Annotated in this window: 18 protein-coding genes and 1 pseudogene; 9 read left to right on the top strand and 10 right to left on the bottom strand. The window is 70.9% G+C overall.

What is annotated here, in order from left to right; translation table 11 throughout:
- Positions 1-115 precede the first annotated feature (115 nt).
- Positions 116-1,009 carry a phosphatase PAP2 family protein gene (locus tag K8612_RS04985; protein ID WP_223761403.1) on the top strand — a complete coding sequence of 298 codons (894 nt, stop codon included), beginning with the start codon at positions 116-118 and terminating at the stop codon, positions 1,007-1,009.
- Between the two features lie 105 nt (positions 1,010-1,114).
- On the opposite strand, the gene K8612_RS04990 is transcribed toward K8612_RS04985, so the two are convergent.
- Positions 1,115-2,572 (bottom strand): GntR family transcriptional regulator, encoded by a 1,458-nt coding sequence (locus K8612_RS04990; RefSeq protein ID WP_223761404.1) that lies wholly within the window; start codon positions 2,570-2,572, stop codon positions 1,115-1,117.
- Between the two features lie 1,124 nt (positions 2,573-3,696).
- On the opposite strand from K8612_RS04990, the gene K8612_RS04995 reads away from it, so the two are divergent.
- The 3 genes and pseudogenes from K8612_RS04995 to K8612_RS05005 all read left to right on the top strand — a co-directional run.
- Positions 3,697-4,233, top strand: a complete 537-nt coding sequence (locus K8612_RS04995; RefSeq protein WP_255671357.1) for a response regulator — start codon at positions 3,697-3,699, stop codon at positions 4,231-4,233.
- Positions 4,233-4,514, top strand: coding sequence for a response regulator (locus tag K8612_RS05000; protein WP_255671358.1), 282 nt, complete (start codon positions 4,233-4,235; stop codon positions 4,512-4,514). Before K8612_RS04995 ends, K8612_RS05000 begins: the two co-directional genes overlap by 1 nt.
- 119 nt (positions 4,515-4,633) lie before the next feature.
- A pseudogene (locus K8612_RS05005) lies at positions 4,634-4,819 on the top strand (CheR family methyltransferase); the annotation flags it as partial.
- Positions 4,820-4,865: 46 nt separating this feature from the next.
- Here K8612_RS05005 and K8612_RS05010 read toward each other — a convergent pair.
- Complete coding sequence (locus K8612_RS05010; protein WP_223761480.1) at positions 4,866-5,021, bottom strand: hypothetical protein; 156 nt, start codon at positions 5,019-5,021, stop codon at positions 4,866-4,868.
- Between K8612_RS05010 and K8612_RS05015 the strand changes: the two genes are divergently transcribed.
- From K8612_RS05015 to K8612_RS05025, 3 genes are read left to right on the top strand one after another with little or no spacing between them, the layout of a single operon-like run.
- Positions 4,993-5,367 (top strand): CheR family methyltransferase, encoded by a 375-nt coding sequence (locus tag K8612_RS05015; protein ID WP_223742730.1) that lies wholly within the window; start codon positions 4,993-4,995, stop codon positions 5,365-5,367. The genes K8612_RS05010 and K8612_RS05015 overlap by 29 nt on opposite strands.
- The gene (locus tag K8612_RS05020; RefSeq protein WP_223761405.1) at positions 5,283-5,897 is read left to right on the top strand and encodes a chemotaxis protein CheB; all 615 of its coding nucleotides are present in this window, start codon (positions 5,283-5,285) and stop codon (positions 5,895-5,897) included. Before K8612_RS05015 ends, K8612_RS05020 begins: the two co-directional genes overlap by 85 nt.
- Entirely contained in the window at positions 5,881-7,044 is a 1,164-nt protein-coding gene (locus K8612_RS05025) for a hybrid sensor histidine kinase/response regulator (protein WP_223761406.1), read from the top strand. The genes K8612_RS05020 and K8612_RS05025 overlap by 17 nt, the downstream gene beginning before the upstream one ends.
- Here K8612_RS05025 and K8612_RS05030 read toward each other — a convergent pair.
- Entirely contained in the window at positions 7,034-7,957 is a 924-nt protein-coding gene (locus K8612_RS05030) for a metallophosphoesterase (RefSeq protein WP_223742602.1), read from the bottom strand. The two genes, K8612_RS05025 and K8612_RS05030, sit on opposite strands and share 11 nt — an antisense overlap.
- Positions 7,958-8,042: 85 nt before the next feature.
- Positions 8,043-10,982 (bottom strand): choice-of-anchor D domain-containing protein, encoded by a 2,940-nt coding sequence (locus K8612_RS05035; protein ID WP_223761407.1) that lies wholly within the window; start codon positions 10,980-10,982, stop codon positions 8,043-8,045.
- A 419-nt stretch (positions 10,983-11,401) separates the two neighbouring features.
- Between K8612_RS05035 and uvrA the strand changes: the two genes are divergently transcribed.
- Together uvrA and K8612_RS05045 are read left to right on the top strand one after the other, a co-directional pair.
- Positions 11,402-14,275 (top strand): excinuclease ABC subunit UvrA, encoded by a 2,874-nt coding sequence (uvrA, locus tag K8612_RS05040; RefSeq protein WP_223761408.1) that lies wholly within the window; start codon positions 11,402-11,404, stop codon positions 14,273-14,275.
- A 22-nt stretch (positions 14,276-14,297) separates the two neighbouring features.
- On the top strand, positions 14,298-15,746 hold the full coding sequence (locus K8612_RS05045) for a POT family MFS transporter (protein WP_223761409.1): 1,449 nt from the start codon (positions 14,298-14,300) through the stop codon (positions 15,744-15,746).
- Here K8612_RS05045 and K8612_RS05050 read toward each other — a convergent pair.
- The 6 genes from K8612_RS05050 to K8612_RS05075 form a co-directional block, all read right to left on the bottom strand.
- Positions 15,743-17,959 (bottom strand): GAF domain-containing sensor histidine kinase, encoded by a 2,217-nt coding sequence (locus tag K8612_RS05050; RefSeq protein ID WP_223761410.1) that lies wholly within the window; start codon positions 17,957-17,959, stop codon positions 15,743-15,745. The two genes, K8612_RS05045 and K8612_RS05050, sit on opposite strands and share 4 nt — an antisense overlap.
- Positions 17,960-17,975: 16 nt before the next feature.
- Positions 17,976-19,142 carry an FIST signal transduction protein gene (locus K8612_RS05055; protein ID WP_223742607.1) on the bottom strand — a complete coding sequence of 389 codons (1,167 nt, stop codon included), beginning with the start codon at positions 19,140-19,142 and terminating at the stop codon, positions 17,976-17,978.
- 123 nt (positions 19,143-19,265) lie between these two features.
- Entirely contained in the window at positions 19,266-20,654 is a 1,389-nt protein-coding gene (locus tag K8612_RS05060; protein ID WP_223761411.1) for a peptide MFS transporter, read from the bottom strand.
- 163 nt (positions 20,655-20,817) lie between these two features.
- Positions 20,818-23,745 (bottom strand): ATP-binding protein, encoded by a 2,928-nt coding sequence (locus K8612_RS05065; RefSeq protein WP_223761412.1) that lies wholly within the window; start codon positions 23,743-23,745, stop codon positions 20,818-20,820.
- Positions 23,742-24,527, bottom strand: coding sequence for a methyltransferase domain-containing protein (locus K8612_RS05070; protein ID WP_223742610.1), 786 nt, complete (start codon positions 24,525-24,527; stop codon positions 23,742-23,744). Before K8612_RS05070 ends, K8612_RS05065 begins: the two co-directional genes overlap by 4 nt.
- On the bottom strand, positions 24,527-26,989 hold the full coding sequence (locus K8612_RS05075; RefSeq protein WP_223761413.1) for a PilZ domain-containing protein: 2,463 nt from the start codon (positions 26,987-26,989) through the stop codon (positions 24,527-24,529). The genes K8612_RS05070 and K8612_RS05075 overlap by 1 nt, the downstream gene beginning before the upstream one ends.
- Positions 26,990-26,998: the final 9 nt, after the last annotated feature.

Below are 26,998 nucleotides of genomic sequence, written 5' to 3' on the forward strand. Positions count from 1 at the left end.
CCCGGGCGGGCGACTTCCTGGCTCGGCTCTTTGAAGAGGACGGGGCCGGGGACGTTGAGCACACGACACCTGGATTGCGGGAAAAGGGTGGAGCGCCCTTATGCTTCGCCGCCCCATGCTTCCTTCCTATCGGACCCTCGCCACCTTCTGTCTGCTCCTGCTGGCGCCGCTGTCCCCCGCCGCCGCGCAGGACACCTCCGATGCTCCGCGCGCGCTGCGCTTCAACTGGACCCGCGACGGCATCATCACCGGCGCCGCGGGGGTGCTGTGGATCTCCAGCGAGACGGTGTTCAAGGACGACCTGGCCCCGGCGCAGTGCCGCTGGTGCGACCGCGCTCCTGACGGCACCGACCGGCTCAACCGCCTGGACCGCTGGGGCCGAGGCATCGCGGGCAGCACGGAAGCGTCCCGCAAGCGCGCGGACACCTGGAGCAACATCATCGGGTTCGCGGGCATGCCGCTGGCCATCCTGGGCACCCAGTACGCCGTGGGGCACAGCAGCGGCGCCTCCGCGGAGTTCTTCGCCCAGGACGCCACCATCATGGTGCAGAGCGCCGTCCTCGCCTCCGTCGCGAACCAGGCGGTGAAGTTCGCCGTGGGCCGCGAGCGGCCATTCGTCCACGTCCTCCCGGAGGAGGAAAGGGGCCTCACCGCGCACCCCAACGACAACAACCTGTCCTTCTACAGCGGTCACACGAACCTGGCCTTCTCCCTGGCCGTGTCCGCCGGCACCGTCGCCTCGATGCGCGGTTACAAGCACCAGGCCGTCATCTGGGGCGTGGGCCTGCCGCTCGCCGCCTCCGTGGGCCTCTTGCGCATGGGCGCGGACAAGCACTACCTCTCCGACGTGCTCACGGGCGCCGTGATGGGCACCGCGTTCGGTGTCGCGGTGCCCCTGCTGATGCACGGCCGCGTGGATGACACGAAGCCCACCACCGCTCGAGCGTCCTCGGTGTCACTCAACCCGATGGTCGGGACCCAGATGGTGGGCCTGTCCGGCGCCTTCTAGCCACGCACCGCCAGGAGTTCGCGAACACATCCTGAGCGGCAGCAAGGCCCGAACAGGTGCGACCGCCGGAGCAAGCGCGCCACGTCAGAACGCCACTGGAGCGCCTCATGCCGGAGGGCCTGGGGGATGGGCAGAGCAACACCACAAGCGCACGGTCCAGCGCGCCAGGGAAGCCCAGGGGCCCATGAAGCGCCTCGCCCAAGCTGCGAAACGCTCCACTGAGGATTCAGCGGGAACCCGCGGGAGGAACCTCGGGATGCGGAGGCCACCCTCCTGAGGCGAAGCACCAAAACCTGTCTGACTGTCTGACAGACTTCCCCAAGCCGCCCCCATCACATCCTGCCCCGCGCACTCTCCACCTGCCCCACCGGAGCCAGTGACCGGGGCGGCTGAAGACCGCGACTGCGCGCCGTCCGTCTCTACACCGAGGGTCTGAACATCGAAGCAAGGTGCAAGTCCAAGCGGCTCGGTTTCCTCTGCGATGGGCGCGACGCAGCAGGAGCCATGAGCCTCAACGCTTGGGAATACCTCCGGCGTCTCATCCAACGCGTTGGTAGGCGAGGGAACGCGGATACCATGACTCTCCGCGCCCGGACGTGCCTCCAACGAACCATCTTGCGCAGAGGCTGACGCGAAACTGTCGGCGCCACGAACCTCGGCGCATGCGCATGCCTCCAGCGCTTCGTCTTGCGCGGCGGTGCCGGATGCACGCACCTCGACACAGGGGCAATTCATCAGAGCAACAGCCCCCGCAGTGGGTGACGCGGAATCGCAGGCGCCAAGTTCCTCGATGCCAGGGCGTAGACCGCTGACCGGTGCGGGCGCACCGAAAAGGTTCTCCTGAGCGGATGGCACCTCGGTGGACGTAGGTGACTGGGGAGCAGGAGCAAAGGCATTCAGCACGAGTTCATCACAAGCCTTCATCAGCGCCGGAAGCTCGTGCTGAAGCGCCCGCACGTCGCGCTCGTGCAGGATTGCCATCGCACGAGAGGCCCACGCGCGCAGCGCGGCTCCGCCCAAGAGCGGCAGCAGTTTGGCTGCGCCTCCCATGAAGGCCCGTTGCAGGGACTGGACGAGGAGCACATGCCCGGGCCGCTCCGCCACGCGTGCCGCCTCCCGAAGCAACTCGAACTCCGCCTGGGCGCACGTTGTCCCCGACTCCCAGCGCGCCGCGTCCTGGAGCCGGAAGCACGCGCTCCCCAGCCGGTCCAGGTCTCGGTCCGAAGCCTTCGCACAGCAGTCGACCAGCAGCTCCACCAGCACCTGCCGCTTGAGGCTGAAGTAGCCCTCCAGCAGCCACCGGGCCTGCGGGGAGCGCGCGTCATGCAGCGCCAGCCCCAGGTTCTCCAGCGTCAGCGATTCATCCAGGGCCACCGCGCGAGTCTTTCGCCCGGGGCGCTGCACCACCAGCCCCCGCGCCGCCAGCCGACGCAGCGCCTCGCGGATGGTGCCCCGGCACACCTCATAGCGACGCGCCAGCTTCGCTTCGGAGCCAAACTGCCCGCTCGGGTGCAGCCGTCCCAGCGCGATATCGCGCTCGATTTGCGCTTCCACATACGCCACGAGTCCTCGCCTCTCCATCCCCATCCCCCTCCTCGTTTCAGCATCGCCATCCCACCACAGGGGTCTGACATGGACGTGCGGGGCCCACCCTCCACGTCGCTTGCCTGGGGAGCGCGCCCCCGGGCGGCGGGCGGCGCAAACCTGTCCGACTGTCGGACAAGCAGACCGTCCTCATCGCCCGCTGGGCTGCGGTCCGGGGGGCATGGGGCGAAAATCTGTCCGACAGTCGGACAGGTTTTGAGGCAACCGGGTCCGCGCGGGCGCCTCTGTCCGTGCCCCCACCGCGGTGTCGACGCACGCACGACCTCGTTCACCTTCTGGGTTGGTGCGGCCTCGGGTCCATGCTGCGAGAACCTGTCCGACTGTCGGACAGATTTGAAGCAACGAGGCCCTGGCGGGTGGGGCCCTATCCCCGCTCCAGCTTGGTGTTCGCGAGCACGCGAACTCGAGACCCGGCCGGTCCTGCGCAGCCTCGGGTCCATGCGGCGAAAACCTGTCCGACAGTCGGACAGGTTTTGAGGCAACCGGGCCCGGTCGGGCTCCTCGGTTCATGGCCCTCTCTTGGTACCGCACACGCACGACATCACACGCCTCCCAGTCAAACGCGGCCTCGTTCGCCTTGCGGTGGAAAGCGGTCCGACAGTCGGACAGGTTTTGGGGCAACCAGGCCCGCGCGGGCGCCTCGGTTCATGGCCTACCTTGGTACCCGCGCACGCACGACGTCATACGCCTCCCAGTCAAGCGCGGCCTCTCGCCCTGGGCGGTGGGAACGGGTCCGAGTGTCGGAGATGTCTTGGAGGCACCGGGACGATGCGGGCTCCGCTGCTCTTGGACCCAACGTCGTGCCCTTGCATGGACGACGTTGCGCTCCGCGAGACGTGCGTCCCCCACTTCGTGCGGTGCGAACCGCTCTGACAGTTGGACAGGCTCTTGGAAGACTGGCTCGGGCGGGTGCTTCTGCTCGAGGCTCCAACTTCGTGCCCATGCATGCACGACGTTGCCGTTCGTCGCTGCGCTCCTCGGGGCATGTGCCATCGGGCTTCGCTCGGTGCGAGCTGGTCCGACTGTCGGACAGGTTTGCGTAAGCCGGGCCCGGGCGCGAGAGCCTCCAGAAGCTGCCGGCGATGGAGGACGTGGAGGTGGAGTGCGTCGCCACCGCGCGCGACGCGCTCCAGCGCCTGCGCGAGTTCACCTTCGACTGCATGGGGATGGACCTGCACCTGCCGGACTTGAGCGGCCAGGACCTCCTGGAGCGCATGGCCGCCGAGGAGGCCGTCTCCTTCCCTCCCGTCATCGTCTACACCGGCCACGCGCTCAGCCTCGACGAGGAGCATCCGCTGCGCCGCTTCTCACGCTCCATCATCAAGGGCGTGCGCTCCCCGGAGCGGCTTCTGGACGAGGTGACGTTGTTCCTGCACCAGGTGGAGTCGCGCCTGCCGCCGGAGCACTCGCGCATGCTCCAGGCCGCGCGTGACCGCGAGTCCACGCTGGAGGGCCGCCGCATCCTCGTGGTGGAGGACGACGTGCTGAACATCTTCGCCCTCTCCCGTGAGCTGGAGCCCCGGGGCGCGAAGGTGGAGATCGCCCGCAACGGCAAGGAGGCCCTGGCCCTCTTGACGAAGAGCCTGGCCCTGCCCAGCTCTCCGTGGACCTGGTGCTGATGGACATCATGAGGCCGGAGATGGACGGACTCACCGCCACACGCGAAATCCGCAAGCACGAGGCCTGGCGCAAGCTGCCCATCATCGCGCTCACCGCGAAGGCCCTGCGCGACGACCAGGAGAGGTGCCTCCAGGCTGGCGCCAATGACTCCATCGCCAAGCCGCTCGACGTGGAGAAGCTGCTGTCGCTCCTGCGCGTCTGGATGCCCAAGGGGTGGGGCCGCGCATGCTCGACGTGGCGACGAAGGAGTTCGACATCGAGCCGCGGCTGCTGCTCGTAGCGCTCTACCTGAAATACCACTACGACTTCCGCGGCTACGCGGAGTCCTCCCTCAATCGCCGGCTGGCCCAGGCCGCCGAGCGCTTCGACCGCGCCCCCCTGTCCCAGCTCCAGGACCGGATGCTTCACGAACCCTCGCTGCTGGATTTCCTCACCGTGCAGGTGAGCGAGCTGTTTCGCAACCCGTCCTACTTCCGCAACCTGCGCGAGCACGTGGTGCCGGTGCTGCGCACCTCCCCGTCGCTCAAGGTGTGGGTCGCCGGATGCAGCACGGGGGAAGAGGCCTGGTCGCTCGCCATCCTGCCGCGCGAGGAGGGGCTCCTGGAGCGCACGCTCATCTACGCCACGGACATCAACCCCAGCGCGCGGAGGCCGGCGTGTACGCGGTGGGCCGCATCGCTTCCTTCACCCAGAACCACCGGCTGTCCGGCGCGCGCACGTCTCTGCCGGACTCCTGCACGGCCGTGTACGGCGGCGCGGTGTTCGACCGCTCGCTCAGGGGGCGCATCGTCCTCTCGGGCCACGGCCTGGCCACCGACAGCGTCTTCGCGGCGGTACTGCTCCTGTCGTGCCGCAATGTGCTCAGCTCCTTCAACCGCGAGCTGCAGGAGCGCGCGCTGGGGTTGTTCGCGGAGTCGCTCTGTCACAAGGGGTTCCTGGGCCTGGGTGCGCGCGAGTCGCTGCGCCTCTCCTCGCACGAGGCCTCGTTCACCCCGTCGTCCCCGAGGTCCGGCTCTACCAGAAGCGCCAAGGAAAGGACGCAACCGCCATGCCCACCGCGCGCTCCGCTCCGCCCGCTGGCCGCGTCGACGCCATCGTCATTGGCGCGTCCGCGGGAGGGGTGGGTGCCCTGAAGCACCTGCTGCCCGCGCTGCCCTCGGACTTCCGGCCCGCGGTCCTCGTGGTCCTGCACCTGCCCCGCGGCCTCCCCAGCCTGCTGCCAGAGGTCTTCACCCCACGGTGCGCGCTGCCGGTGCACGAGGCGGGGGACAAGCAGCCCATCCAGCCGGGGACCGTCTCCTTCGCGGCCCCGAACCACCACCTGCTCGTGGACCGGGACGCGAAGGGGCCCCTGCTCGCGCTGTCCATGGACGCCCCCGTCCACTTCTCCCGGCCCGCCATCGATGTGCTCTTCGAATCCGCCGCCGCGGTCTATGGCGCGCGCCTGGGCGGCGTCATCCTTTCGGGCGCCAACGCGGACGGGGCGCTGGGACTCCAGGCGGTGAGACGGCGGGGCGGCGTCACCCTGGTGCAGGCGCCCGACACCGCTCGCTCGCCCACCATGCCCCAGGCGGCGCTCGCGGCTGGAGCGGTGGTCTTCGTGCTGCCTCTTGAACAGATGCCCGCCGTCATCCGGGCATGGGGAGATGGCGGTGCTATCTGACCTGTCCGTCCTCAGCAAGGAGCCCCTGCCCGTGGCCTCCCGGGTGAAGTGCCTGCTCGTCGATGACCTGGAGGAGAACCTCCTGTCGCTCTCCGCCGTGCTGCGGCGTGACGACGTGGAGGTGCACTGCGCCCGCTCCGGCGCGGAGGCGCTGGAGTTGCTGCTCCTGCATGAGTTCGCGCTCGCGCTCGTGGACGTGCAGATGCCGGAGATGGACGGCTTCGAGCTGGCGGAGCTGATGCGCGGCTCCGAGCGCACCCGCGACGTGCCCATCATCTTCGTCACCACGGGCGGGGGCGACCCCTGGCGCACCTTCAAGGGCTACGAGGCCGGCGCGGTGGACTTCCTCGACAAGCCGCTGGAGGCCCACGCGCTGCGCGCCAAGGCGGAGGTCTTCTTCCAGATGCACCGCCAGAAGCAGCAGTTGGCGCAGCAGTTGGACACGCTCGCGGAGACCCTGCGACTCAACGAGATGTTCACCGCGGTGCTGGGCCACGACTTGAGAAACCCCCTCTCCGCCATCCTCACCGCGGCGGACCTGCTCCAGCGCCGCTCGGACGATGAGGCCGTGAAGCGGACGGCCACGCGGATGATGGCCGCCGGCAAGCGCATGGGCCGGATGATTGAAGACGTGCTGGACCTGGCGCGCGCGCGGCTGGCGGGCGGGATTCCGCTGCGCCGGGGGGAGACGGACTTCGGGCAGTTGGTGCAGCGCATGGTGCAGGAGCACCAGACGGCCTGGCCCCGCCACCGCATCGAGGTGCGGCAGGACGGCGACCTCGTGGGGGACTGGGACGCGGACCGGCTGGCGCAGGTGGCCTCCAACCTCATCGGCAACGCGCTCCAGCACGGCGACGCCGCGGAGCCGGTGCGCATCACCGTGGACGGCACGCGCGACGACGCCCTGCGCTTCACCGTCACCAACGTGGGCGTCATCCCCGCCCACCTCCTGCCCTTCCTCTTCGACCCGTTCCGGGGCGGCCAGCAGCGCCGGGGCCGGGGAGAGGGGCTGGGCCTGGGGCTCTTCATCGTCCAGCAGATCATCCACGCGCATCAGGGCGGCGTGGAGGTGCTCTCCGGCGCCGGGCCCTACACGGAGTTCCGCGTGGAGCTGCCGCGCAAGGGCCTGGAGGTCGTCAGGCTGTAGCGCCGTTGTCCGCGGGCACGCTGCCCGGCCCGTCCGGCGCCTCCAGCGGCGGCAGCGTGTGCAGCCCCCAGCGCTGTCCCGCCTGCCACGTGGCGGCGCCGGAGACGCCCCAGCCGGCGCGCTGGGCCTCGCGCCCCTCGAACTCCAGCCAGAAGACGGCGGTGTCCGGATGGGCCGCCTGGTCCAGGCACGCCACGCGCGACAGCGTGCGCCCGTGCGAGTCCAGCGCCACCGCGAAGGGCTTGTGCGAGTGGCCGCAGAGCACCCACTTCGGGTGCACCGTGTCCACCAGCCTGCGCGTCACCGGGTTGCCGATCCACGGCGAGGGCAGCGGGCGCGAGGGGGCCAGGCGCTCGTCGCGGGCCTTCTGCACGATGCCCCGGGGCCACTCGTGGACGAGCAGCAGGTCCACGTCCCGCAGCGCGGCCACCCGCTCCACCTCCGGCGCGCGGAAGTAGCCCGCCTGCTTCGCCGTATCCAGCGACGTGGGCCGCTTCAGCGGCTGGTCGATGAAGCGCGGCGCGTGGATGCCGGACAGGTACGCCACGCGCAACGGGCCCAGGGTGCGCAGGCCCGCGCGGCCCAGGTAGTGGACGTCCGGGGCCAGCTCCCCGCCGTCCGGCAGGTCGTGCAGCGCCTCGAAGTCCTCGTTGTTGCCGCCGATGAAGTACAGCGGCCGCTTCACGCGGCGGATGCCGTCCGCGTACTCGGCGAACTCGGCGGGCATGGAGCGCTTGGCGGCCTTGCGCCGGTGGTCGTCCGCGTGGCGGAAGGCCTCCACGTCCCCCACCGCCAGCACCAGGTCCACCCGCCGGCCGCGCGCCGCCTCCAGCGCGTCCAGCCACGCCTCCACCCGGTGGAAGCGGCCATGGATGTCACCCAGCGCGGCGACGAGGAGGGAGTCCTGCGGCATGTCCTTCACTCAAGGCCTCCCGCCCCGCCCTGTCGAGTCATCCGCCCCGGTCACTTTCCAGTGACGGACGAATGGCCGCCTTGGGCTACGGGCAGCCCAGCGGATAGGTGACCTCCACGACGGAGCCCGGCGCCGGGGCGCGCAGCCGGTCGAAGACGACGGCGTTGGCTCGCGCGTCATAGGACCAGCCGTCCGTGACGGGCAGCCCGTCCACCCGGACGGCGATGGCGCCGGGGTCCTCCGGCAGCTCCGACAGGGGGAAGGCGCGGTTGGGCCCGAAGGCGCTCTCCGACAGCTTCTCCAGGGACGCGGCCCAGTTGGGCGTGCAGATGCTGTCCACCACGCCGTTGAGCTTGCGGGCCAGCTCCATGTACCGGGTGCCGGAGCTGCTGGAGGTGGTACAGGTGCTCAGGTCGTCCGGGCCCACCACGGCGTTGAAGCTGACCTTGGTGGGGTCGTTCCCCTTCAGGGCCAGGAGGTAGGTTTCGTAGAAGGACACCGGCTGGGTGCTGAAGTCCTCCTCGTCCGACAGGACGATGATGGCCAGCTTCGCGTCCTCGCGCAGGAAGCCGCCGTTGCCGTCGTTGGCCTGGGGCGTGCGCGGGTCGTCCAGGTCGTAGAGCAGCGGATCCGACAGCGCGCGGTAGGCCGCGTCCAGGCCCTGCTCGTTCCAGTGGCACACGCCCACGTGCGTGTTGGTGGCGAAGACGCCGGCCGCGTTGGGCGTCTCCGGCGTGATGATGCGCGGGCTGGAGCCGTCCACGGGGAACAGGCGCCCGTTCTCACCGCCCAGCGCGCCGCCGGGGCACTCGGACCAGCCGCCCGGGGACGGATCCAGGCCGGTGGTGGTGACGCCGATGCGGTAGTCCACCTGCGCGGCGGTGGCCTGGGACAGGAAGGCCGCGAAGTTCTCCCCCAGGCTCTGCTGCTCCTCCATCATGGAGCCCGAGTTGTCCACGACGAAGAGCACGTCCACGCGCGACTCCGACTGCTGGACGAAGCGGTCCGTCTGGTCCGTCTTCGCCAGGCCCCGCCCCACGAGCCCCGCGCTGTAGACGGCGCCGTCCTTCAGCGTGAAGCGCACCGTCGCCGCGTCCTCGCCCTCCTCCACGGGCGCGTACTTCGCGGTGAGCGTCACGCGCCCGCCCGCGGGAATGGCGGCCGGCAGCGCGCCGGACACGGCGAACTCCTGGCCCGGCTGCTCCAGCTTCATGGCCGTCACCCTCACCTCCCCCGGACAGTCGTTGTAGGCGATGAAGTCGCGGGTGCGCGGGCCGCACGCCAGCCGGCTGATGCCGAAGTCCACCGTGGTGGGCTGCACGGAGAAGCACCCCTGCACGCCCCGGCCCACCAGGTTCACCAGCGGGTGGCCGCGCGTGGGGTGGCTCACCCAGCCCTCCGCGAGCCCCTGGTACTCCCCTTCCGCCGGCGGGCGGAAGCGCACGAGGAGCGTGGCCTTCTTGCCGGGCTCCAGCACGCTGTTGGCCACCGTCGCCGCGCGGAAGGCGGGGTCCGACCCGGACGCGAGCTGGAGCCCCGCCAGGAAGCACGCCTGGGTGCCGGTGTTGCGCAACGTCACCCCCAGCGCCACCTCCGAGCCCACCGGCACCTGGCCGAAGTCCAGCACCGAGGGCAGCGCGTACTCGCACGGCGCGAAGGTCCTGCCCTCGCCCGACAGCGTCACGCCGTCCGTGGCGCTGGAGGTGCGCTGGGTGGAGGTGACCGCCAACTGCCCGCTGCTCGCGCTGCCCACGCCCGCGCGGGGGCTGAAGGTGATGCCCACCTTGAGCGTGCCCCCGGGCGCCACCGGCTGGCTGGACGGCGGCTGCGCGAGCGTGAAGTAGCCCCCCGCCTGCGTGGTGAGGTGGAGCCCGGTGACGGTGGTCTCCTCGCGGCAGTGGTTGTTCACGGTGACCTCGCGCGTGGCCGTCATGCCGAAGGCCACCGGCCCGAAGTCCAGGTGCGAGGGCGTCACCTCCACGCACGACGCGCCACCCTCGCCCGTCAGCGTCACCTTGGGGCCCGGCGAGGTCGTCCGGGGCTTGCGCACGGACACCTCCACGCGGCCGTCGCGCACCCGGCCGGCGACCGTGGGCGTGAAGGCCACGCGCAGCTCCACCACCGCGCCCGGCGCCAGCACGTCGTTGGGGAGCGCGGGCGCGCTCACCACCTTGAACACGCCGGACGGGTCCTCCAGCAGCGACGCGCCCTTGTAGCTGAGCGGCTCGGAGCCCAGGTTGCGCACGGTGATGCGCTCCTCCGCGGTGGCGCCCACGGCCACGCGGCCGAAGTCCACGCGCAGCGGCGTCACCTCCAGCGCGCCGGCCACGCCCATGCCCGTCAGCCGCACCGTCGCGGGCTCGCAGCCGTCACACACGGCGACGTGCAGCTCCGCCTCCGCGTTGCCCAGCCGCACGGGGCTGAAGGCCACCGGCACCTTGCGCGTCTCGTGCGGCGCCAGCGTGGACGGCAGCCCCGCGCCCGCGGAGAACTCGTCCTTGTCCGCGCCCTCCACCGACAGCACCAGCGGGCTCTCCACGTCGGAGGGGTTGCGCACCGTCACCTCGCGCATCTCCACCAGCCCCAGGTTCACGTTGCCGAAGTCGAGCGCCGCCTCCGGCACCTCCACCAGCGCCTTCACGCCGCGCCCGCTGACGGGCACCTGCGTCGCCGCGCCGCCGGACGCGTCCGTGAAGAGCTCCAGTTGCCCCTGCACCGCGCCCTCCACGTCGGGCGAGAAGCGCACCTCGAGCTCGTGCTCCGCGCCGGCCGTCAGCGTGAAGGGCTCGAACGCGGGGACGCTGACGTTGGGCAGCGACGAGCGCGCGCCCTCCACGCGGTACGACGCGCGCCCCTGGTTCGCCAGCCGCAGCTTCATGGACTTGGTGCGCCCCACCGCCGCGGGGCCGAACTCCAGGAGCTCCGGCCTCGCCGCGAAGCCCGTGCGTGCCTGCTGTGAAGTGGGCCGCTCACACGCCGTCACCGCCACCACCAACGCCAACACCCGCCATCGGAGTCCACGCATACAGAGTCCCGCCTTTCCTACACACGGCGCCGGTGTCCCCCCACACAGCACTGCACGTGGATCCGGTCGGCGTAGAAAGGTGCAACCCTGGTGCCTGAACGTCCCAACGAGGCGCCGTCACACCGCCAACACGGCAAACGGGCGCTCACGCTGGGGAACGGCATTTAACGGGTAAAGCAGGGGATTCCACGTTTCGTGGAAGCGACTGCAAAAGCTTCACAAACGGTCGATGCCACACCGACCCCTCACCCTCGGGGGCCGTGCGACTTCCAGAGGGGAGGAGTGCCGCGCGCAGGACGGCCGCGTGCCCGTCCGGCTGTGGGGATGCGGGCGGCGGCTTCGCGTGTTTCCGCTGAACCCCTCCGGTGCTGCGCCTTTGCGTGCACCGGAACACCCTTTCAGTGATAAAGCGCGCCCCCATGTCCGAGCCCGACGTCATTTCCATCCGCGGTGCCAGGGAGCACAACCTCAAGACCGTCTCCCTGGACATCCCGAAGAAGAAGCTCGTGGTGTTCACCGGCGTGTCGGGCTCCGGCAAGAGCTCGCTCGCGTTCGACACGCTCTACGCGGAGGGCCAGCGCCGCTACGTGGAGAGCCTGTCCTCCTACGCGCGCCAGTTCCTGGGGCAGATGGAGAAGCCCCGCTACGACACGCTGCGGGGCCTGTCGCCCACCATCTCCATCGAGCAGAAGGCGGCCAGCAACAACCCCCGCTCCACGGTGGGCACCGTCACGGAGGTGCACGACTACCTGCGCGTGCTGTACGCCTCCATCGGCGTGCAGCACTGCCCCAACTGCGGCCGCAAGGTGGGCAAGCAGAGCGCGCAGCAGATCGTGGATGAGATCATGAAGCTGCCCGCGGGCACCAAGCTCCAGGTGCTGGCGCCCATCGTCACGAACCGCAAGGGCGAGCACAAGGACCTGCTGGCGGAGGCGCAGAAGCGCGGCTTCTCCCGCGCGCGCGTGGACGGCAAGGTGCGCGAGTTGGAGGAGCGCATCGATCTGGACAAGAAGTCCAAGCACGACATCGCGCTCATCATCGACCGGCTGGTGTTGAAGCCGGACCTGCGCACGCGCCTGACGGACTCCGTGGAGACCGCGCTGCGCGAGGGCAAGGGCACGCTCATCATCACGGACGAGAAGGGCACGCTCGCGTCCGACCGCGTGATGAGCGAACTGAACGCGTGCCCCGCGTGCGGCCTGTCCTTCGGGGACCTGACGCCGGCGTCGTTCTCCTTCAACAACCCGCTGGGCATGTGCACGGACTGCAACGGCCTGGGCACGCGTCCGGAGATGGACCCGGACCTGCTGGTGCCGGACCCGACGCGCAGCATCCGCGACGGCGCGATTGAACCGTGGGCCAGCGGCATGAACCGCGGCGAGGGCTGGACGGCGGACTTCGTGGAGAGCCTGGCGTCCGCGTTCAAGATCGACCTGGACGTGCCGTACGCGAAGCTGACGAAGCGGGAGAAGGACGTCCTGATGAACGGCGCGAAGGGCAAGTCCTTCACCGTGCAGTGGGGCGACAACGGCCAGTACGACATGGAGTGGGAGGGCCTGCTCGCCCGCACCATGCGCAACTTCAAGACGACGACGTCGGAGGCGCGCAAGGCGGAGCTGCAGAAGTACTTCAGCGACAAGCCCTGCCCGTCCTGCAAGGGCGAGCGCCTGCGTCCGGAGAGCCGCGCGGTGAAGGTGCACCAGCGCACGCTGGTGGACCTGAGCCGGATGACCATCACGGAGGCGCGGACGTTCCTCACGCAGATGGGCCTCTCCGCGCAGGAGGAGAAGATCGCCCAGGAGCTGCTCAAGGAGATCCGCAGCCGCCTGTCCTTCCTGGTGGACGTGGGCCTGGGCTACCTCACCCTGGACCGCACCGCGTCCACGCTGTCCGGCGGTGAGAGCCAGCGCATCCGGCTGGCGTCGCAGATGGGCAGCGAGTTGACGGGCGTCATCTACATCCTGGATGAGCCCTCCATTGGCCTGCACCAGCGTGACAACGGCAAGCTGCTGGCCACGCTCAAGCGGCTGCGCGACCTGGGCAACTCCGTCATCGTCGTGGAGCACGACGAGGAGACGATGGAGGAGGCGGACTACCTGGTGGACTTCGGCCCCGGCGCGGGCGAGCTGGGCGGGCAGGTGGTGTCCCAGGGCACGCCCCGGCAGGTGATGGCGGACGAGCAGAGCCTCACCGGCGCGTACCTGTCCGGCCGCCAGGAGATTGAAATCCCGGAGACGCGCCGCCCGGTGAACCCCAAGCATCAGATCTCCATCGTGGGCGCGACGGAGAACAACCTGAAGAACGTGGACGCGGACATCCCGCTGGGCATCTTCACCGCGGTGACGGGCGTGTCCGGCGCGGGCAAGTCCACGCTGATCAACGAGATCCTCTACCCGGCCCTGGCGCGCGCGCTCTACGAGAGCCGCGAGCCCATGGGCAAGCACAAGTCCATCAAGGGCCTGGAGCACCTGGACAAGGTCATCGACATCGACCAGCGGCCCATTGGCCGCACGCCGCGCAGCAACCCGGCCACGTACACCAAGGTGTTCGACGCCATCCGTGAGGTGTTCGCCATGACGCCGGAGGCCCGCACGTTCGGGTACGGCCCGGGCCGCTTCAGCTTCAACATCAAGGGCGGGCGCTGCGAGGCGTGCGAAGGCGACGGCGTGAAGCTGGTGGAGATGCACTTCCTGGCGGACGTGTACGTCCCCTGCGAGGTCTGCAACGGCAAGCGCTTCAACGAAGCGACGCTGCGCGTGCGCTACAAGGGCAAGAACATCGCGGAGACGCTGGATTTGAGCGTGCGCGAGGCGGTGGACCACTTCGGCGCGCACAAGGACATCATGCGCGTGCTCACCACGCTCACCGACGTGGGCCTGGGCTACCTGCGGCTGGGCCAGCCCTCCCCCACCCTGTCCGGCGGCGAGGCGCAGCGCATCAAGCTCGCCCGCGAGCTGGCCCGGGTGGCCACCGGGCGCACGCTCTACATCCTGGACGAGCCCACCACGGGCCTGCACTTCGAGGACATCCGCAAGCTGCTCTCCGTGCTCAACCGGCTGGTGGAGGCGGGCAACAGCGTGCTCGTCATCGAGCACAACCTGGACGTCATCAAGAGCGCGGACTGGCTCATCGACCTGGGGCCGGAGGGCGGCTCGGGCGGCGGCAACATCCTGGCCACCGGCACGCCGGAGGACGTGGCCCGGGTGGAGGCCAGCCACACCGGGCGTTACCTCAAGCACGTGCTGGGCAAGGCGCGCCGGGCCCGCATCGGCAAGCGCGTGGACGCGGCCTGAGGGGCCCCGGTAGGGTGGGGGCATGGCCGAGACCTCGACCGCCCCCACCTCCCAGCGCTTCCCGCCCCAGATTCCCTACATCATCGGGAACGAGGCCTGCGAGCGCTTCAGCTTCTACGGGATGCGGAACATCCTCACGGTGTTCTTCATCGACTACCTCCTGCGCACGCACGTGCCGGAGACAGGGGCGCGGGAGGCCCAGGCGAAGAGCCTGATGCACCTGTTCATGGCGGGGGTGTACTTCTTCCCGCTCATCGGCGGCTACCTGGCGGACCGCTTCTTCGGGAAGTTCCACACCATCTTCGTGCTGAGCCTGGTGTACTGCGGCGGGCACGCGTGCCTGGCCCTCTTCGAGGACAACGCCACGGGCTTCTACACGGGCCTGACGCTCATCGCGATTGGCTCCGGCGGCATCAAGCCGTGCGTGTCCGCGATGGTGGGCGACCAGTTCTCGGAGAAGAACAAGCACCTGGTGAAGAAGGTCTTCGCCATCTTCTACTGGACCATCAACTTCGGTTCGTTCTTCGCGTCGCTGTTCGTCCCGCTGCTGATGAAGAACTACGGGCCGGCGGTGGCCTTCGGCGTGCCGGGCATCCTGATGTTCCTGGCGACGGTCATCTTCTGGGCGGGCCGCAAGCACTACGTGCTGGTGCCGCCCACGGGCCCCAACCCGCACTCGTTCTTCAAGGTGCTGGGCAGCGCGTTCCGGGGCAAGGACGCGGCGGGCGGCACCTGGCTGGACAGGGCGAAGGCGGAGCACCCGGCGGAGGCCGTGGAGGGCGTGAAGGCGGTGTTCCGCGTGTCCGCGCTGATGCTGCCCTTCGTGCCCTTCTTCTGGATGCTGTTTGATCAGAAGGCGTCCACCTGGGTGGTGCAGGCGCGGTCCATGGACCCCAACGTGGGCGGCATCGTGTTCCAGCCCAGCCAGATGCAGTTCATCAACCCCATGCTGGTGATGCTGCTCATCCCCTTCCTCACGGCCGTGGTGTACCCGGCCTTCCAGCGCGCGGGCTGGGAGCTGACGCCGCTCAGGCGCATGCCGCTGGGCCTGGTGATTGGCGCCGCGTCGTTCGTCATCGCGGGCTTCTTCCAGGTGGCCATGGAGGGCGGGACGACGCTGAACATCGCGTGGCAGCTCCTGCCGTACATCGTGCTGACGGTGGCGGAAATCCTGGTGTCCACCACGGGCCTGGAGTTCGCGTACACGCAGGCGCCCCGGGAGATGAAGGGCACCATCCAGAGCGTGTGGCTGGTGACGAACACGCTGGCGAACGTGGCGGTGGCCATCGCCGCGGCGCTCAACGTCTTCACGGGCTCCGCGCAGTTCTTCTTCTACGCGGCGCTGGCGGCCGTGGCCGGCGTGGGCATGGCGCTGGTGGCCCGCCGCTACGTGGTGCGCGACTACTACCAGACGGACGCGCAGGCCCCCATGGACGGCCGCAACCCCGCGGTGGAGCCCAAGCCGGCTTAAGGCCCCAGCCGCGCGTTCGGCTCCGCCGGGGCAGCCGCATGGGGCCCCCGGCGGGGCAGCTCCACCGTGAAGGTGGCGCCCTGCCCCGCCTCGCTTTCGACGCGGACCGAGCCGCCCAGCCGCTCCACCAACTGGTTCACGATGTGGAGGCCCAGCCCCAGCCCCCCGTAGTGGCGGGACGACACCGCGCGCTCGAAGGCACGGAAGATGCGCGTGTGCCGCTCCGCCGGGATGCCGATGCCCTGGTCCCGGACCTCCAGGCGGGCCGTCACGGCGTCCCCCGCCACCCGGACCTCGATGGGCCTCCCCTCGCCGTACTTGATGGCGTTGGAGAGCAGGTTGGTGACGATCTGATCCAACCTCGAGCGGTCCCACACGCCCGGCATCGCCGTGTCGGCGTGGAGCTGGAGCCGGGTCCCCGACGTGGCCAGCTCCGGGGCGAAGCGCGCCGCGACGTCCCGGACCAGCGCGGCCAGGTCCACCTCCTCGAACTCCAGCTCCAGCCGCCCCGCATGGATGCGGGAGACGTCCAGCAGGGTGTTCACGAGCTTCGCCATCCGCTTCGCCTGACGCTCGATGACCTCCAGCGAGTGGGTCACGCTCTCCACCGGCGCGGTGCGCAGCGCCCCCGCCCGGGCCAGGCGCATCAGCCCCTGCACTGAAAGCTGGAGGGACGTGACCGGGGTCTTCAGCTCGTGCGAGGCGATGGAGAGGAACTCGTCCCGGAGGCCCACCGCCAGTTGCGCCTGCTGGTAGAGGCGCGCGTTGTCCAGGGCCATGGCCGCGCGGCGGGCCAGCTCCTGCGCGAGCGCGAAGTCCGCCGGGCCGTACCGGTCACCGCCCTTCATGCGGGCCAGGGTGAGCGCGCCGAGCGCGTGCTCCCGCGCGAGCAGCGGCACGGAGATCCACGACTGGAACTCGACCACCTCGGACAGGCCCTGCCCGTCCCGGACGCACCCCAGGGACATGGAGGCGCACCCCTCCGGGCAGAACTCCGGCTCGCCCAGGCGCAGCACCCTGCCCGGACCGTGCGGGGCCTCCAGGTCCGGCAGCGCGCAGTACATCCGCGTGGGCGCGGTGGCGCGCAGCACGTCGGAGCGGGCCTCGGCGATGCGCTGGAAGGAGTGCCCCCCGTCCAGCAGGTCCACCGCGCACCAGTCCGCGAACCGCTCGACGGTCAGCTCGGCCACGCTGCGCAGCGCGTCCTCGGGGGCGAGCGAGCCGGTGAGCAGCCCGGACGCCTCCGCCAGCAGCGCGGAGCGCCCCTCCTGCTGCTCCGCGCGGGCCCGCGCCTGCTGCTCGCGCTGGAAGGTCTGGTCGCGCTCCTGCTCCGCCCGGCGGTGCTCGGTGATGTCGATGCCGGTGCTGATGACGTACTCGATGGCCCCGGACTCGCCTCGCAGCACGTTGCTGGACCAGGCGATGAGCCGGCGCTCGCCCTCGCGGGTCACCCAGTCGTTCTCGTACTGCTCGAACCCCCGCCCGGACGCGAGCACGGCGAAGTGCGCCTCCACCCGCGCCGCTTCGTCCGGCGGCAGGAGGCGCGTCCAGAAGCGCGCGCCGCGCAGCTCCTCGAAGGAGTAGCCCGTCACCTCCTGGCACGCCCGGTTGAAGCGGACGATGCGCCCCTGGGGATCCAGGACGATGACCAGCGCGCGCGCCGTGTCCAGGACCGCCGAGCTGAAGTCCCGCTCGTGCTGGAGCGCGCGCTCGCTGTCCAGGGTGCGCGCGAAGAGCTGCCGGTGGACGAGCGCGGTGTGCAGCACGCCGCCCAGCCGCTCCACCATGCCCCGGTATTGCCGCGGCAGGTGCGGCTCGCGGTCGAAGTACAGGAGCAGCATGCTGGACGGGGCCCCGGCGTCGTCGATGGGCACCGACCACCGCACGAGCCCCGGCGAGGCCAGCTCCGGATAGGGCAGGTCGACCCGCGGCGGCCCCGGCGGCCCCGGGCGCGGGGGCAGCGCGGGAATCGGGAGCTGGCGGGAGGCCGAGGACAGGCCGCTCGCGCCCAACAGGCCCACCTGCCCCCGCGCGTCCGGCTGGAGCCAGAGGGCCACCGCGCAGCCCAGCCGCTCCGCGACGCGGTCCAGGAAGTCGTCCGCGGGCTTGTAGGGGTTGAGCAGGTCGAGCGCCGCGACGGTGAGCTCCTGGAGCACGCTCAAGAGCGCGAGCCGCTCCTCGGTGAGCTTGTGGTCCGCGTCGGGGTCCGCCATGCGCCACCTCATTCCCCTACCCGGGCAGGGCGACCACCACCGCCGTCTTGTTGTGGAACTGGGGGACCCCGCCGCCCATGGCCCCCACCTCGCCCAGCGTCAGACACCCCACGAGCGGCACCTCCTCTCCGAGCGCGTCCTGGAACCGGGAGAGCTCCTCCCGGACGCCCTCCCCCAGGACGAGGTAGCGGGAGACGCAATCGAACACCACCGCGCCGCCCAACGTGCCGGAGGTGGCCTCCCGCGCCAGGGTGGCGGCGCTGCCCGCGGCGTCGAGCAGGTCCCTGCGCCTGCCCTCCATCACGCGGACCAGGGAGCCGTCCGGGACCTCGGCGATGAAGCGGACCGAGCCGTCGGGTTCGACGGACAGCGGGTCGCGGATCACGAACTCGCCATTGGCCTGGGGAATCCCCAGCGGGTGCGTCATCGCGAAGCGGGGGAAGCTCCGCGCATCCAGGGCGTCCCCCCGGCTCTCGGCCGTGTGCCGGTAGACGTCGAAGGCGCGCTCGTAGTCGAGCTCGACGGCGGTCGAGCCCCGGGCCTTCGTCACCTGCGAGGGCGGACCATACGGGGACCAGCCGTGCTGGATGCCCACGCCGAAGGGCTCCCGGGCGTCGAAGGCGATCACGACCACCTGGTCCTCGTAGGCATGCCCCTGCATGAACTGGGCGGTCTTGACGAACCGGAGGTTGTTCCCCGCGCCGCCCCCCGCCCAGCGGATGCCCGCGCCCGCCTCCTGTTGGGCCCCGCGCACGACCTCCGTCGAGTTGCCGCTCAGCGCGTCCGGCAGGACGAACAGCGTGCGCCGGTATCCGGGGGGCTTGGGCGGCAGCCTGCCCACGGCCTCGGCCACCGCCGCGCGCCCGGCCGCGCGCGGGCTCACGCTGACGGGGCCGCCCATGCCCACGCCGACGCGGAAGTCGTCGCCGCGAAAGAGCGCGATGACCAGCCCCTGGAGCAGCAGCTCCGTCCCCGCGAAGACGCCCGCCGCGCAGCACCCGGCCCAGGGGATGGCCCCCAACTGGTCGCGGACCGCGGACGCCAGCGCCACCGCGTCGTACTGGTCCGTGCACAGGACGAGCGCGAAGGTGGGGGCGTCCGCGCCTCGCAGCGCCTCCTGGCTCGCCTCCCGCGCGGCGGCGATGCAGTCCGCCGAGCGGCTCTTTCCAATCTGGATCCGCATGGGCTCCAGAATCGATACCCACGCGGGAGCGGGCGTGCAGGGCCCGCCCGGCGCCAATGAAAACGCCGGAGCACCCTGGGGGCGCTCCGGCGTTCGTGTCCCGGCAAGACTGCCCTGCGCGGCTCAGGTGGCCGGGTGGACGGTGCCTTGCTGGTGCGCGGGCGGCGCCGCGGGCGTGACCTCGTCCGTGCCGTGCATCATCCGCTTCAGCATGGGGGCGAGGAACAGCAGGATGACGCCCGCCAGGCCCGCGCCGATGACGATGGTGAGGAACACGCTGAACTCACCCATCTTCTCCGAGTAGCCACCGAGCACGCCGGACAGCTTGTTGGCCACCGCGTTCGCCAGGAACCACACGCCCATCATCGCGGAGACGACGCGCTGGGGCGCCACCTTGCTCACCATGGACAGGCCCACCGGCGACAGGCACAGCTCGCCCATGGTGTGGAAGAGGTACGCCATGATGACCCACCACGCCGCCGCCTTGCCGTCCGCCGCGCTCTCCTTGGAGGCGCCCAGCATGAAGGCGAAGCCGACGGACAGGAAGATGAGCCCCAGGGACATCTTCACCGGGATGCTCAGGTCCTTGCCCTTCGCCGCCAGCGAGCTCCACACCGCCGCGAAGAGGGGCGCCAGCGTCACGATGAAGACGGAGTTGAAGTTCTGGAACCAGGTGGTGGGCACCTCCCAGCCGAACATGGTCCGGTCCACCTTCTGGTCCGTGTAGAGGTTCATCAGGCCGCCCGCCTGCTCGAAGCCCGTCCAGAACGCGACCACGAACAGCGCGATGATGAAGATGACGATGATGCGGTCCCACTCCTCGCGGGAGAAGGCGTGGTGCTTGCCGTCCGGCGTCGTCGTCTGCGCCTCGGTGGGGCGCGGCGCGGGCGCCAGGCCCACGTTGCCGAGCATCCGATTCGACAGCGCCATGAAGATGAGCAGGCCCAGCGTCATGCCCACGCCGGCGGAGCCGAAGCCCCAGTGCCAGCCCACGCGCTCACCCAGCGTGCCGCAGATGAAGTTGCCCAGCACCGCGCCCAGGTTGATGCCCATGTAGAAGATGGTGAAGGCGCCGTCGCGCCGGCCGTCACCCGCGGGGTACAGCCCGCCCACCATGGTGGAGATGTTCGGCTTGAAGAAGCCGTTGCCGATGATGAGGAAGCCCAGGCCCGCGTAGAAGATGGAGACGCCTGGGAGCGCCAGCAGCAGGTGACCTATCACCATCAACGCGCCGCCCAGCATCACCGCCTTGCGCTGGCCGATGAAGCGGTCCGCGATGTAGCCGCCCAGGATGGGCGTCAGGTACACGAGGCCCGTGTACGTGCCGTAGAGGCCCAGCGCATCCGCCGTGGACCAGCCAAACCCGCCCCGCACCTTGTCGGTGAGGAAGAGCACCAGCAGGCCGCGCATGCCGTAATAGGACATGCGCTCCCACATCTCGGTGGCGAACAACAAATAGAGGCCCGGGGGATGCCCCTTGCGGGCCTCGCCCGCGGCGACGGTGCTTTGCATGCCGTGAGTTCCTCGAACGGATTCTTGTGGGGGGGAACGAAAAGTCGCGCGACTGTAACAGGAGTCCCGCCCCCGGCGAGGACAGAGGACACCCCGCGTCCTTGGGAATTCCCGCCCCCTGCGCGAGCGGCCCTTCAGCCCCCCGCGTTCGTGTCCGGGCGCGTCAGCCCAGGCGCCGCGACCAGCGGCCGCGACTCGCACCCGTGGTGGGGGTGGAGGCCAGGGGCTCCGCGTGCGCGGGGCGCAGGGGCAGCCGGACCTCCACGCGCGTGCCCTTGCCCATCTGGCTGGTGATGTGGATACGGCCCCCGTGCTGCAAGACGATGCGCCGGCTGAGCGCCAGGCCCAGGCCCGTGCCCTCCCCCGCGGCGCGGGTGGAGAAGAAGGGCTGGAAGAGCCGCTCCAGGTCCTCCGGGCGGATGCCCACGCCGGTGTCCTCGATGGTGACGAGCGCCTCGTCGCCCTGCTGGGCCGTCTCCACCAGCACGCGGCCGGCGTCGCCCACCGCGCGCAGGGCGTTGTCCAGCAGGTTGAGCCACACCTGGTTGAGGGTGCCCGGGTCGCCCCAGATGGGCTCCGCGCACTGGTAGGCGCGCTCCACCACGACGCCCGGGGGGACGCGCCAGCCCAGCACGTTGAGCGTGGAGTCCAGCGCCGTGTCCAGCCGCACCGCCACCGGCTTCTCCGCCGTGCGCACGAAGGACAGGAGTGACTCCGCCAGGTGGCGGATGCGCTGGCCGCACTCCTCCATCACCTCCAGCATCGCGGGGCCCAGGTCGGGGTCCCCCCCCGTCTGCTTGCCCTGCATGAAGTCCTTGAGCGGGACGAGCGCGTTCATCAGCCCGTTGAGGGGGTTTCGCACCTCGTGCGCGAAGCCGGAGGTGAGCAGGCCGATGGCCGCCAGCCGCTCGTTCTCCGCCGCGCGCACGGCCGCCTCGCGCAGGCGCAGTTGCGTCTCCACGCGCGCCAGCAGCTCGCGCGGGCTGAAGGGCTTGCCCAGGTAGTCGTTGGCGCCCGCGCCCAGGGCCTCCACCTTGGCGGACACCTCCTGGCGCGCGGTGAGCAGGATGACGGGCAGGTCCACCGTCTGCGCGTGGGCGCGCAGTTGCACCAGGAGGTTCAGGCCGGACTGCACCGGCATCATCACGTCGGACACCACCAGGTCCGGCCGCTCCTCCAGCGCGCGGCGCACGCCCTCCTCGCCGTTGGTGGCCTCCAGCACCCGGTAGCTGGGCGCGAGGATGTCCGCGATGAAGGCGCGGATCTCCGCGTCGTCCTCCACCACCAGGATGCGGGGGGCCTTCGCGTCCGCGCGCGTGTGGTCCTGCGGCTCCGTGGGGCGCTGCGCCCCGGCGACGGTGGCGGCCAGCACGGTGGCGAAGCGGCCGGAGCTGCGGCGCTCGCGGCGCGTGGGCAGGTCCGTGGCGCGGCGCTCGCGCAGGTCCTCGCGCAGGTGCTGGGTGCCCTTGGGCAGCCGCACGCGGAAGCTGGAGCCCTGCCCCGGCGTGCTCGACACCTCGATGCCGCCCGAGTGCAGCTCCAGCGTCTCCTTCACCAGCGCCAGGCCGATGCCGCTGCCCCCGAAGCGCCGCGTGCCGGTCGTGTCCGCCTGGGCGAAGCGGTCGAAGATGACGGCCAGGTCCGCGGGCGCCATGCCCTGCCCGGTGTCCACCACCTCCACGTGCACGTCCGTGTCGTCCTCGCGCAGCCGCACCGCGATGCTGCCGCCGGCCGGGGTGAACTTGAGCGCGTTGGAGACCAGGTTGTGGAACACGCCCTCGATGCGCTCCGCGTCCACGTGCACCGGCGACACCGGCCCGCCCTCCAGCGTGAGGGTGAGCCCCTGCTTCTCCGCCACCGTGCGGAAGGGCAACAACTGCGAGGACAGGAACGCGTGCAGCTCCACCGGCTGGTAGCGCAGCCGCACCTTGCCCGCCTCCAACTGCGCCAGGTTGAGCAGGTTGTCGATGAGGCGCAACAGCCGCTGCGTGCTCCGGTCCAGCGTCACCAGGTGCTGCCGCACCACCGCGGGCAGCGACTCCGGCTCCTTCTGGAGCGCGTCCAGCGACAGCAGGATGAGCGTGAGCGGCGTGCGCAGCTCATGGCTCACGTTGTCGAAGAACTCCGTCTTCAGCCGGTCCTGCTCGCGCTGCTTGACGAGCGCCGCCTCCAGCTTCTCGTTGGCCTCGGACAGCTCGCGCGTGCGCGCGGCGACGCGGTCCTCCAACTGCACGTTGCTGCCGAACACCTCGTCGTAGCGCTGCTGCAGCTCCCGCAGCGAGCCCATGTTCGCCTGGGCCTGCGCCGCGAGCAGCTCGTCCTTGCGCTTGATTTCACGCCGCCGGTCCAGCCAGCCGCCCAGCGCGAAGCCGCCCGTGCCCAGCGACGCCACGGAGAAGAGCGCGTCCCCCCAGCCCAGGTGCGTGGCCAGCAGCCCGCTCACCATGCCCAGCAGCAGGCCCAGGTAGTGGCCCCAGAGCGCGGGCGGGTCCGTCCAGGTGAGGTGGTAGCGGCACGCGTGGCCGCCCAGCACCTGGCACTCCGTCTCCCGCACCTCCGCGGGCGCCAGGCCCCAGATGGTGGGGAAGGACGCGAACTGGCCCATGCGCAGCTCGCAGATGTTGCGGCTCTGCTCCGGGATGCTGCTGCGGTAGGACAGCTTGAGCCGCTTGTGCTCCAGCAGGTCCACCGTGAACGCCCCCACCCGGTTGTAGCTGGGGGAGAAGTCGATGGTCTGCTTGTAGCAGGCCTTGGGCGAGCCGAAGGCGCGCAGCATGTAGAAGACGAAGCCCAGCGCCTGCGGCGACGCGGTGAAGAGGCCCGCCTCGCGCATGAAGCGCGAGTCGCCGGAGTCCTCGCGCAGCGCCGCCGCCACGCGCTCCAGGAAGCGCAGCGAGATGTAGTTGGTGGGCTGGCGCATGTAGTCCAGCCCCAGGCTGAACCCCTGCTCGCGCCACACCCGGGCCAGGCGGTCCGCGCCAAAGCGGTGCTCGAAGTAGAGCAGCAGCGTGGACGTGGCGCGGACGCTCACCTCGGGGGCGTTGTCCGCGGACACGTCCTGCACCTTCACCGCCGGCAGGCGTTGGGTCACGGCTTCGTTCCTTCGGTGACCAGCGTCACCGCGTACTTCAGTCCCTCCGGGTCCTCGAGCATGGCCAGGAAGTCGGCGCAGTGCGCCTGGTAGGGCTCCATCCCGCCCAGGGCCGCCGCGCCCACCGGCGCGAGCGCCTCGAAGCGCGTCTTCCAGTCGCGCACGAGCCGCGCCTCCGCGGCGCCTGGGGAGAGGTAGAAGGGCATCAGGTGGACCCGCACGTCCGTGAGCCCCGCGCGGCGGAACTCAGAATACAGCTTGCGGCCCACATACAGGTCGAACCCGCGCGCCGCCAGGGCCTCCACGATGCGCTCCGTGCCCACGCGCAGGTGCTCCGGGAAGGGCCAGTTCTGGAAGCCCAGCCCGTCGATGTCGGACACCACCACCCGCCCGCCGGGCCGCGTCACGCGGATGAGCTCCGCGAGCGCGACGTGCCGGTCCGGCAGGTACTCGAAGACGTACTGGCTCCAGGCGTAGTCGAACGCGTCCGGCGGCAGGCCCGTGGTGCGCACGTCCGCCTGGAGGAACGTCACGTTGGGCCGGTGGGCGTTGCGTGTCCGCGCCTCCGCGACGCGCCCCTCGTGCAGGTCCACGCCGGTGACGTGGCCGCCCTCCCCCACCAGCTCCGCCATCAACTCGGCGATGCCGCCGGGGCCGCAGCCGGCGTCCAGCGCGCGCGTCCCCGGCGCAAGGCCCGTGCGCAGCAGGACGGCGCGCGTGTCCTGGGACTGCTCCTGCTCCAGCAGGCGGCGGGACTCCTCCGCGGATTCCATGAGGTACATCAGCGCGCCTCCTCTTTCGTGACGGACGTCTGAGCGTCGGGAGCCTCGGGAGCCTGGGTGGACGCCCGGCGCCGGGGCCGCCGCATGGGCATCTGCCGCTCGAAGAGCGAGCGCCAGGCCTCGCACCAGCGGCGCACCATGGAGCGGTGGAAGGTCCACTCGGAGAAGAGGCCCTGGTCCACGAAGCCCCAGGGGGCCAGCACGGGCACGTCCTGCGCGTCCACCAGGCCCAGCGCGGAAGTACGGCCCCGCTCGCGCGCGTGCGCCATGCACCGCAGCGCCAGCGCCGCCACCGCGTCCTTCGCGCGAGGGTGCTGCCGGTCCGCCACCACCAGGTTGAAGCCGTTGGTGACTTCAATGAGGCTCAGGCCCGGCGAGGCCTCGTCCTGGAGCGCCAGCGCGAGCGGGCCCTCTTCCCCATCCACCACGAACACGCGCCGCTCGCGGTGCAGCCCCGCCGCCCGGAAGCGCTCACCCAGGACGGACTCGGAGCCGCGGTCCGCGCCCAAGTCCTCGCTGAGCAGGCGCACCATCTCCCCCTTGCGGCGCAGGTACGACTCCAGCCACTGGCGGTCCTCCGGGCCCGCCTCGCGCACGGCCGGCAGCGCCCCCGCGTCCGCGGAGGGCATCTGGGACAGGTCCGCGCGCAGGTAGTGGAACTGGCGCAGGTGGCACAGCCCCTGCCCTTCCAGCACGCGCGCCAGCCACGTGCCCAGCCGGTGCGGCCACCGGTTGTCGGTGCGCCACATGTAGCGGATGAACTCCACGTCCTCCATCGCCTCGCCCACCTCCACCGCGAGCGACGTGAGCTCGCTGGAGATCTGCTCGCTGCGGCGGAAGCCCGGCATCACGGCCAGGTGCTGCACCAGCCACGTGCCCGAGTACATGCGCAGGCCGTTGACGTGCCCCAACAGTCGGCGCGCGTCCGTGAAGACGAGCGAGCGCCCCAGCTCGCGCGCGCGGCTCAGCCGCTCGTACGTCTGCTCCAGCACGGGCAGGACGCGGGACTCCTCGCCGAAGGGGTGGTCCGGGTGGAAGGTGTAGTGGGCCTCCTCCATCATCCGCCAGACGTCCGGGAAGCGGAACACGGCGCCGTCGCGGACCTGGGGCGCCCTGGCGGACACGAACGCGTCCACGATGGCGTCGCGCACCGCGCGCGGCATGTCCAGGATGCGCACGCCGCAGCGGTAGGGCCTCAGGCGCTGTTCATGCCGGGACTCGAAGGGCACGACGTCCACCGAGCGCACCTCCACGCGACACGCCACCTCCGAGCCGTCCGGCAACAGCAGCATCGTGTCCAGCAGCGAGCCCACCGGCAGCACCTCGCACGACGCGTCGATGGGGAAGGCGAACCCGCGCGCGCCCAGGTCCAGCACCGCGCGGGTGATGCGCTGGCCGCTGAACGGGGAGGTGAAGCGCACGAGGAAGCGATGCTGCGCGCTGGGGCGGAAGCGCTGCTGCCCCCGCCGGTTCTCCACCGCGAGCGAGCGGGGCATCCCCAGCGCGACGCCGTCCGGCCCCACGTGGAGCATGCTGGTGACGCCCCGGTAGCGCTGGCCGCCCATCTCGAAGGAGAGGTGGACCACCTCGCCCACGCTGGAGGGCAGCGCCGAGGACACCTGCCCGCGCAACAGGCCCCGCTCGTCGGAGGCATCCACCGTGGCGGACTCCAGGAGGAAGTGCGCCGTCTGGCTGTCCATCGGGTGCAGCCACACGGGCAGGTCGCGCCGGAGCGCCTTGCGCAGCGCGGCCTGCACCGCCACCGCGTCCCGCAGCGTGCGCGGCGGGGCGGTGGTGGACTCGTCCTGGGCCAGCCGCCAGGACAGGCCCACGCGCAGGAACGCGTGCGTCCCCTGCTGGACGGGGGTGGCGTGGCGCACGTAGGCGCGGGCCACGTGCAGCACCGGCCGGCCATCGCGCAGCATGGTCAGCGAGTCCAGGGGCGTGCCCGGCAGGAAGGCCGCCAGGGACGCGTCCATGGGGACCTGGAGCGCGGCGCCGAAGTGGCCCAGGTCCTGGCACTCCGCGCTGAAGGCCTGGCCGCGCAGGCGGAAGTCCACGCGCATCCCGGCATCCAGCGACACGCGCGTGGACGCGCGCAACTGGAGGATGTCGCGCAGGCGCGTCTGGAGCTCGCCGTCCGTCAGCGCGTCGTCCACCGTGCTGAAGACGTGCCCCTCCGCGGCCGTCTCCACCAGCTCCTCCAGCCCGAGCTGATCCGACCGGGCGCAGACGAATACGCAGACGGCCTCCGGCGCCGCGCGGTCCACGTGGCGCAGGAAGCGCCGCGCGTTGTCCGGCGGCGCGATGATCAACGTGGGCGCGGTCGACTCCATGCGCCGCGCGGCTTCCAACTGCGAGCCCACCACTGAGACCCGGTGCGCGTTCAACGCGGACTTCAACGCGTTGCGACGCATCTCGTTGGGGTGGACGATGAGGACTTCGTGAGTCGGCACGCTCATGGATTCTCT

This window comes from Corallococcus sp. AS-1-6, assembly GCF_020037015.1.
Classification (GTDB): Bacteria; Myxococcota; Myxococcia; order Myxococcales; family Myxococcaceae; genus Corallococcus.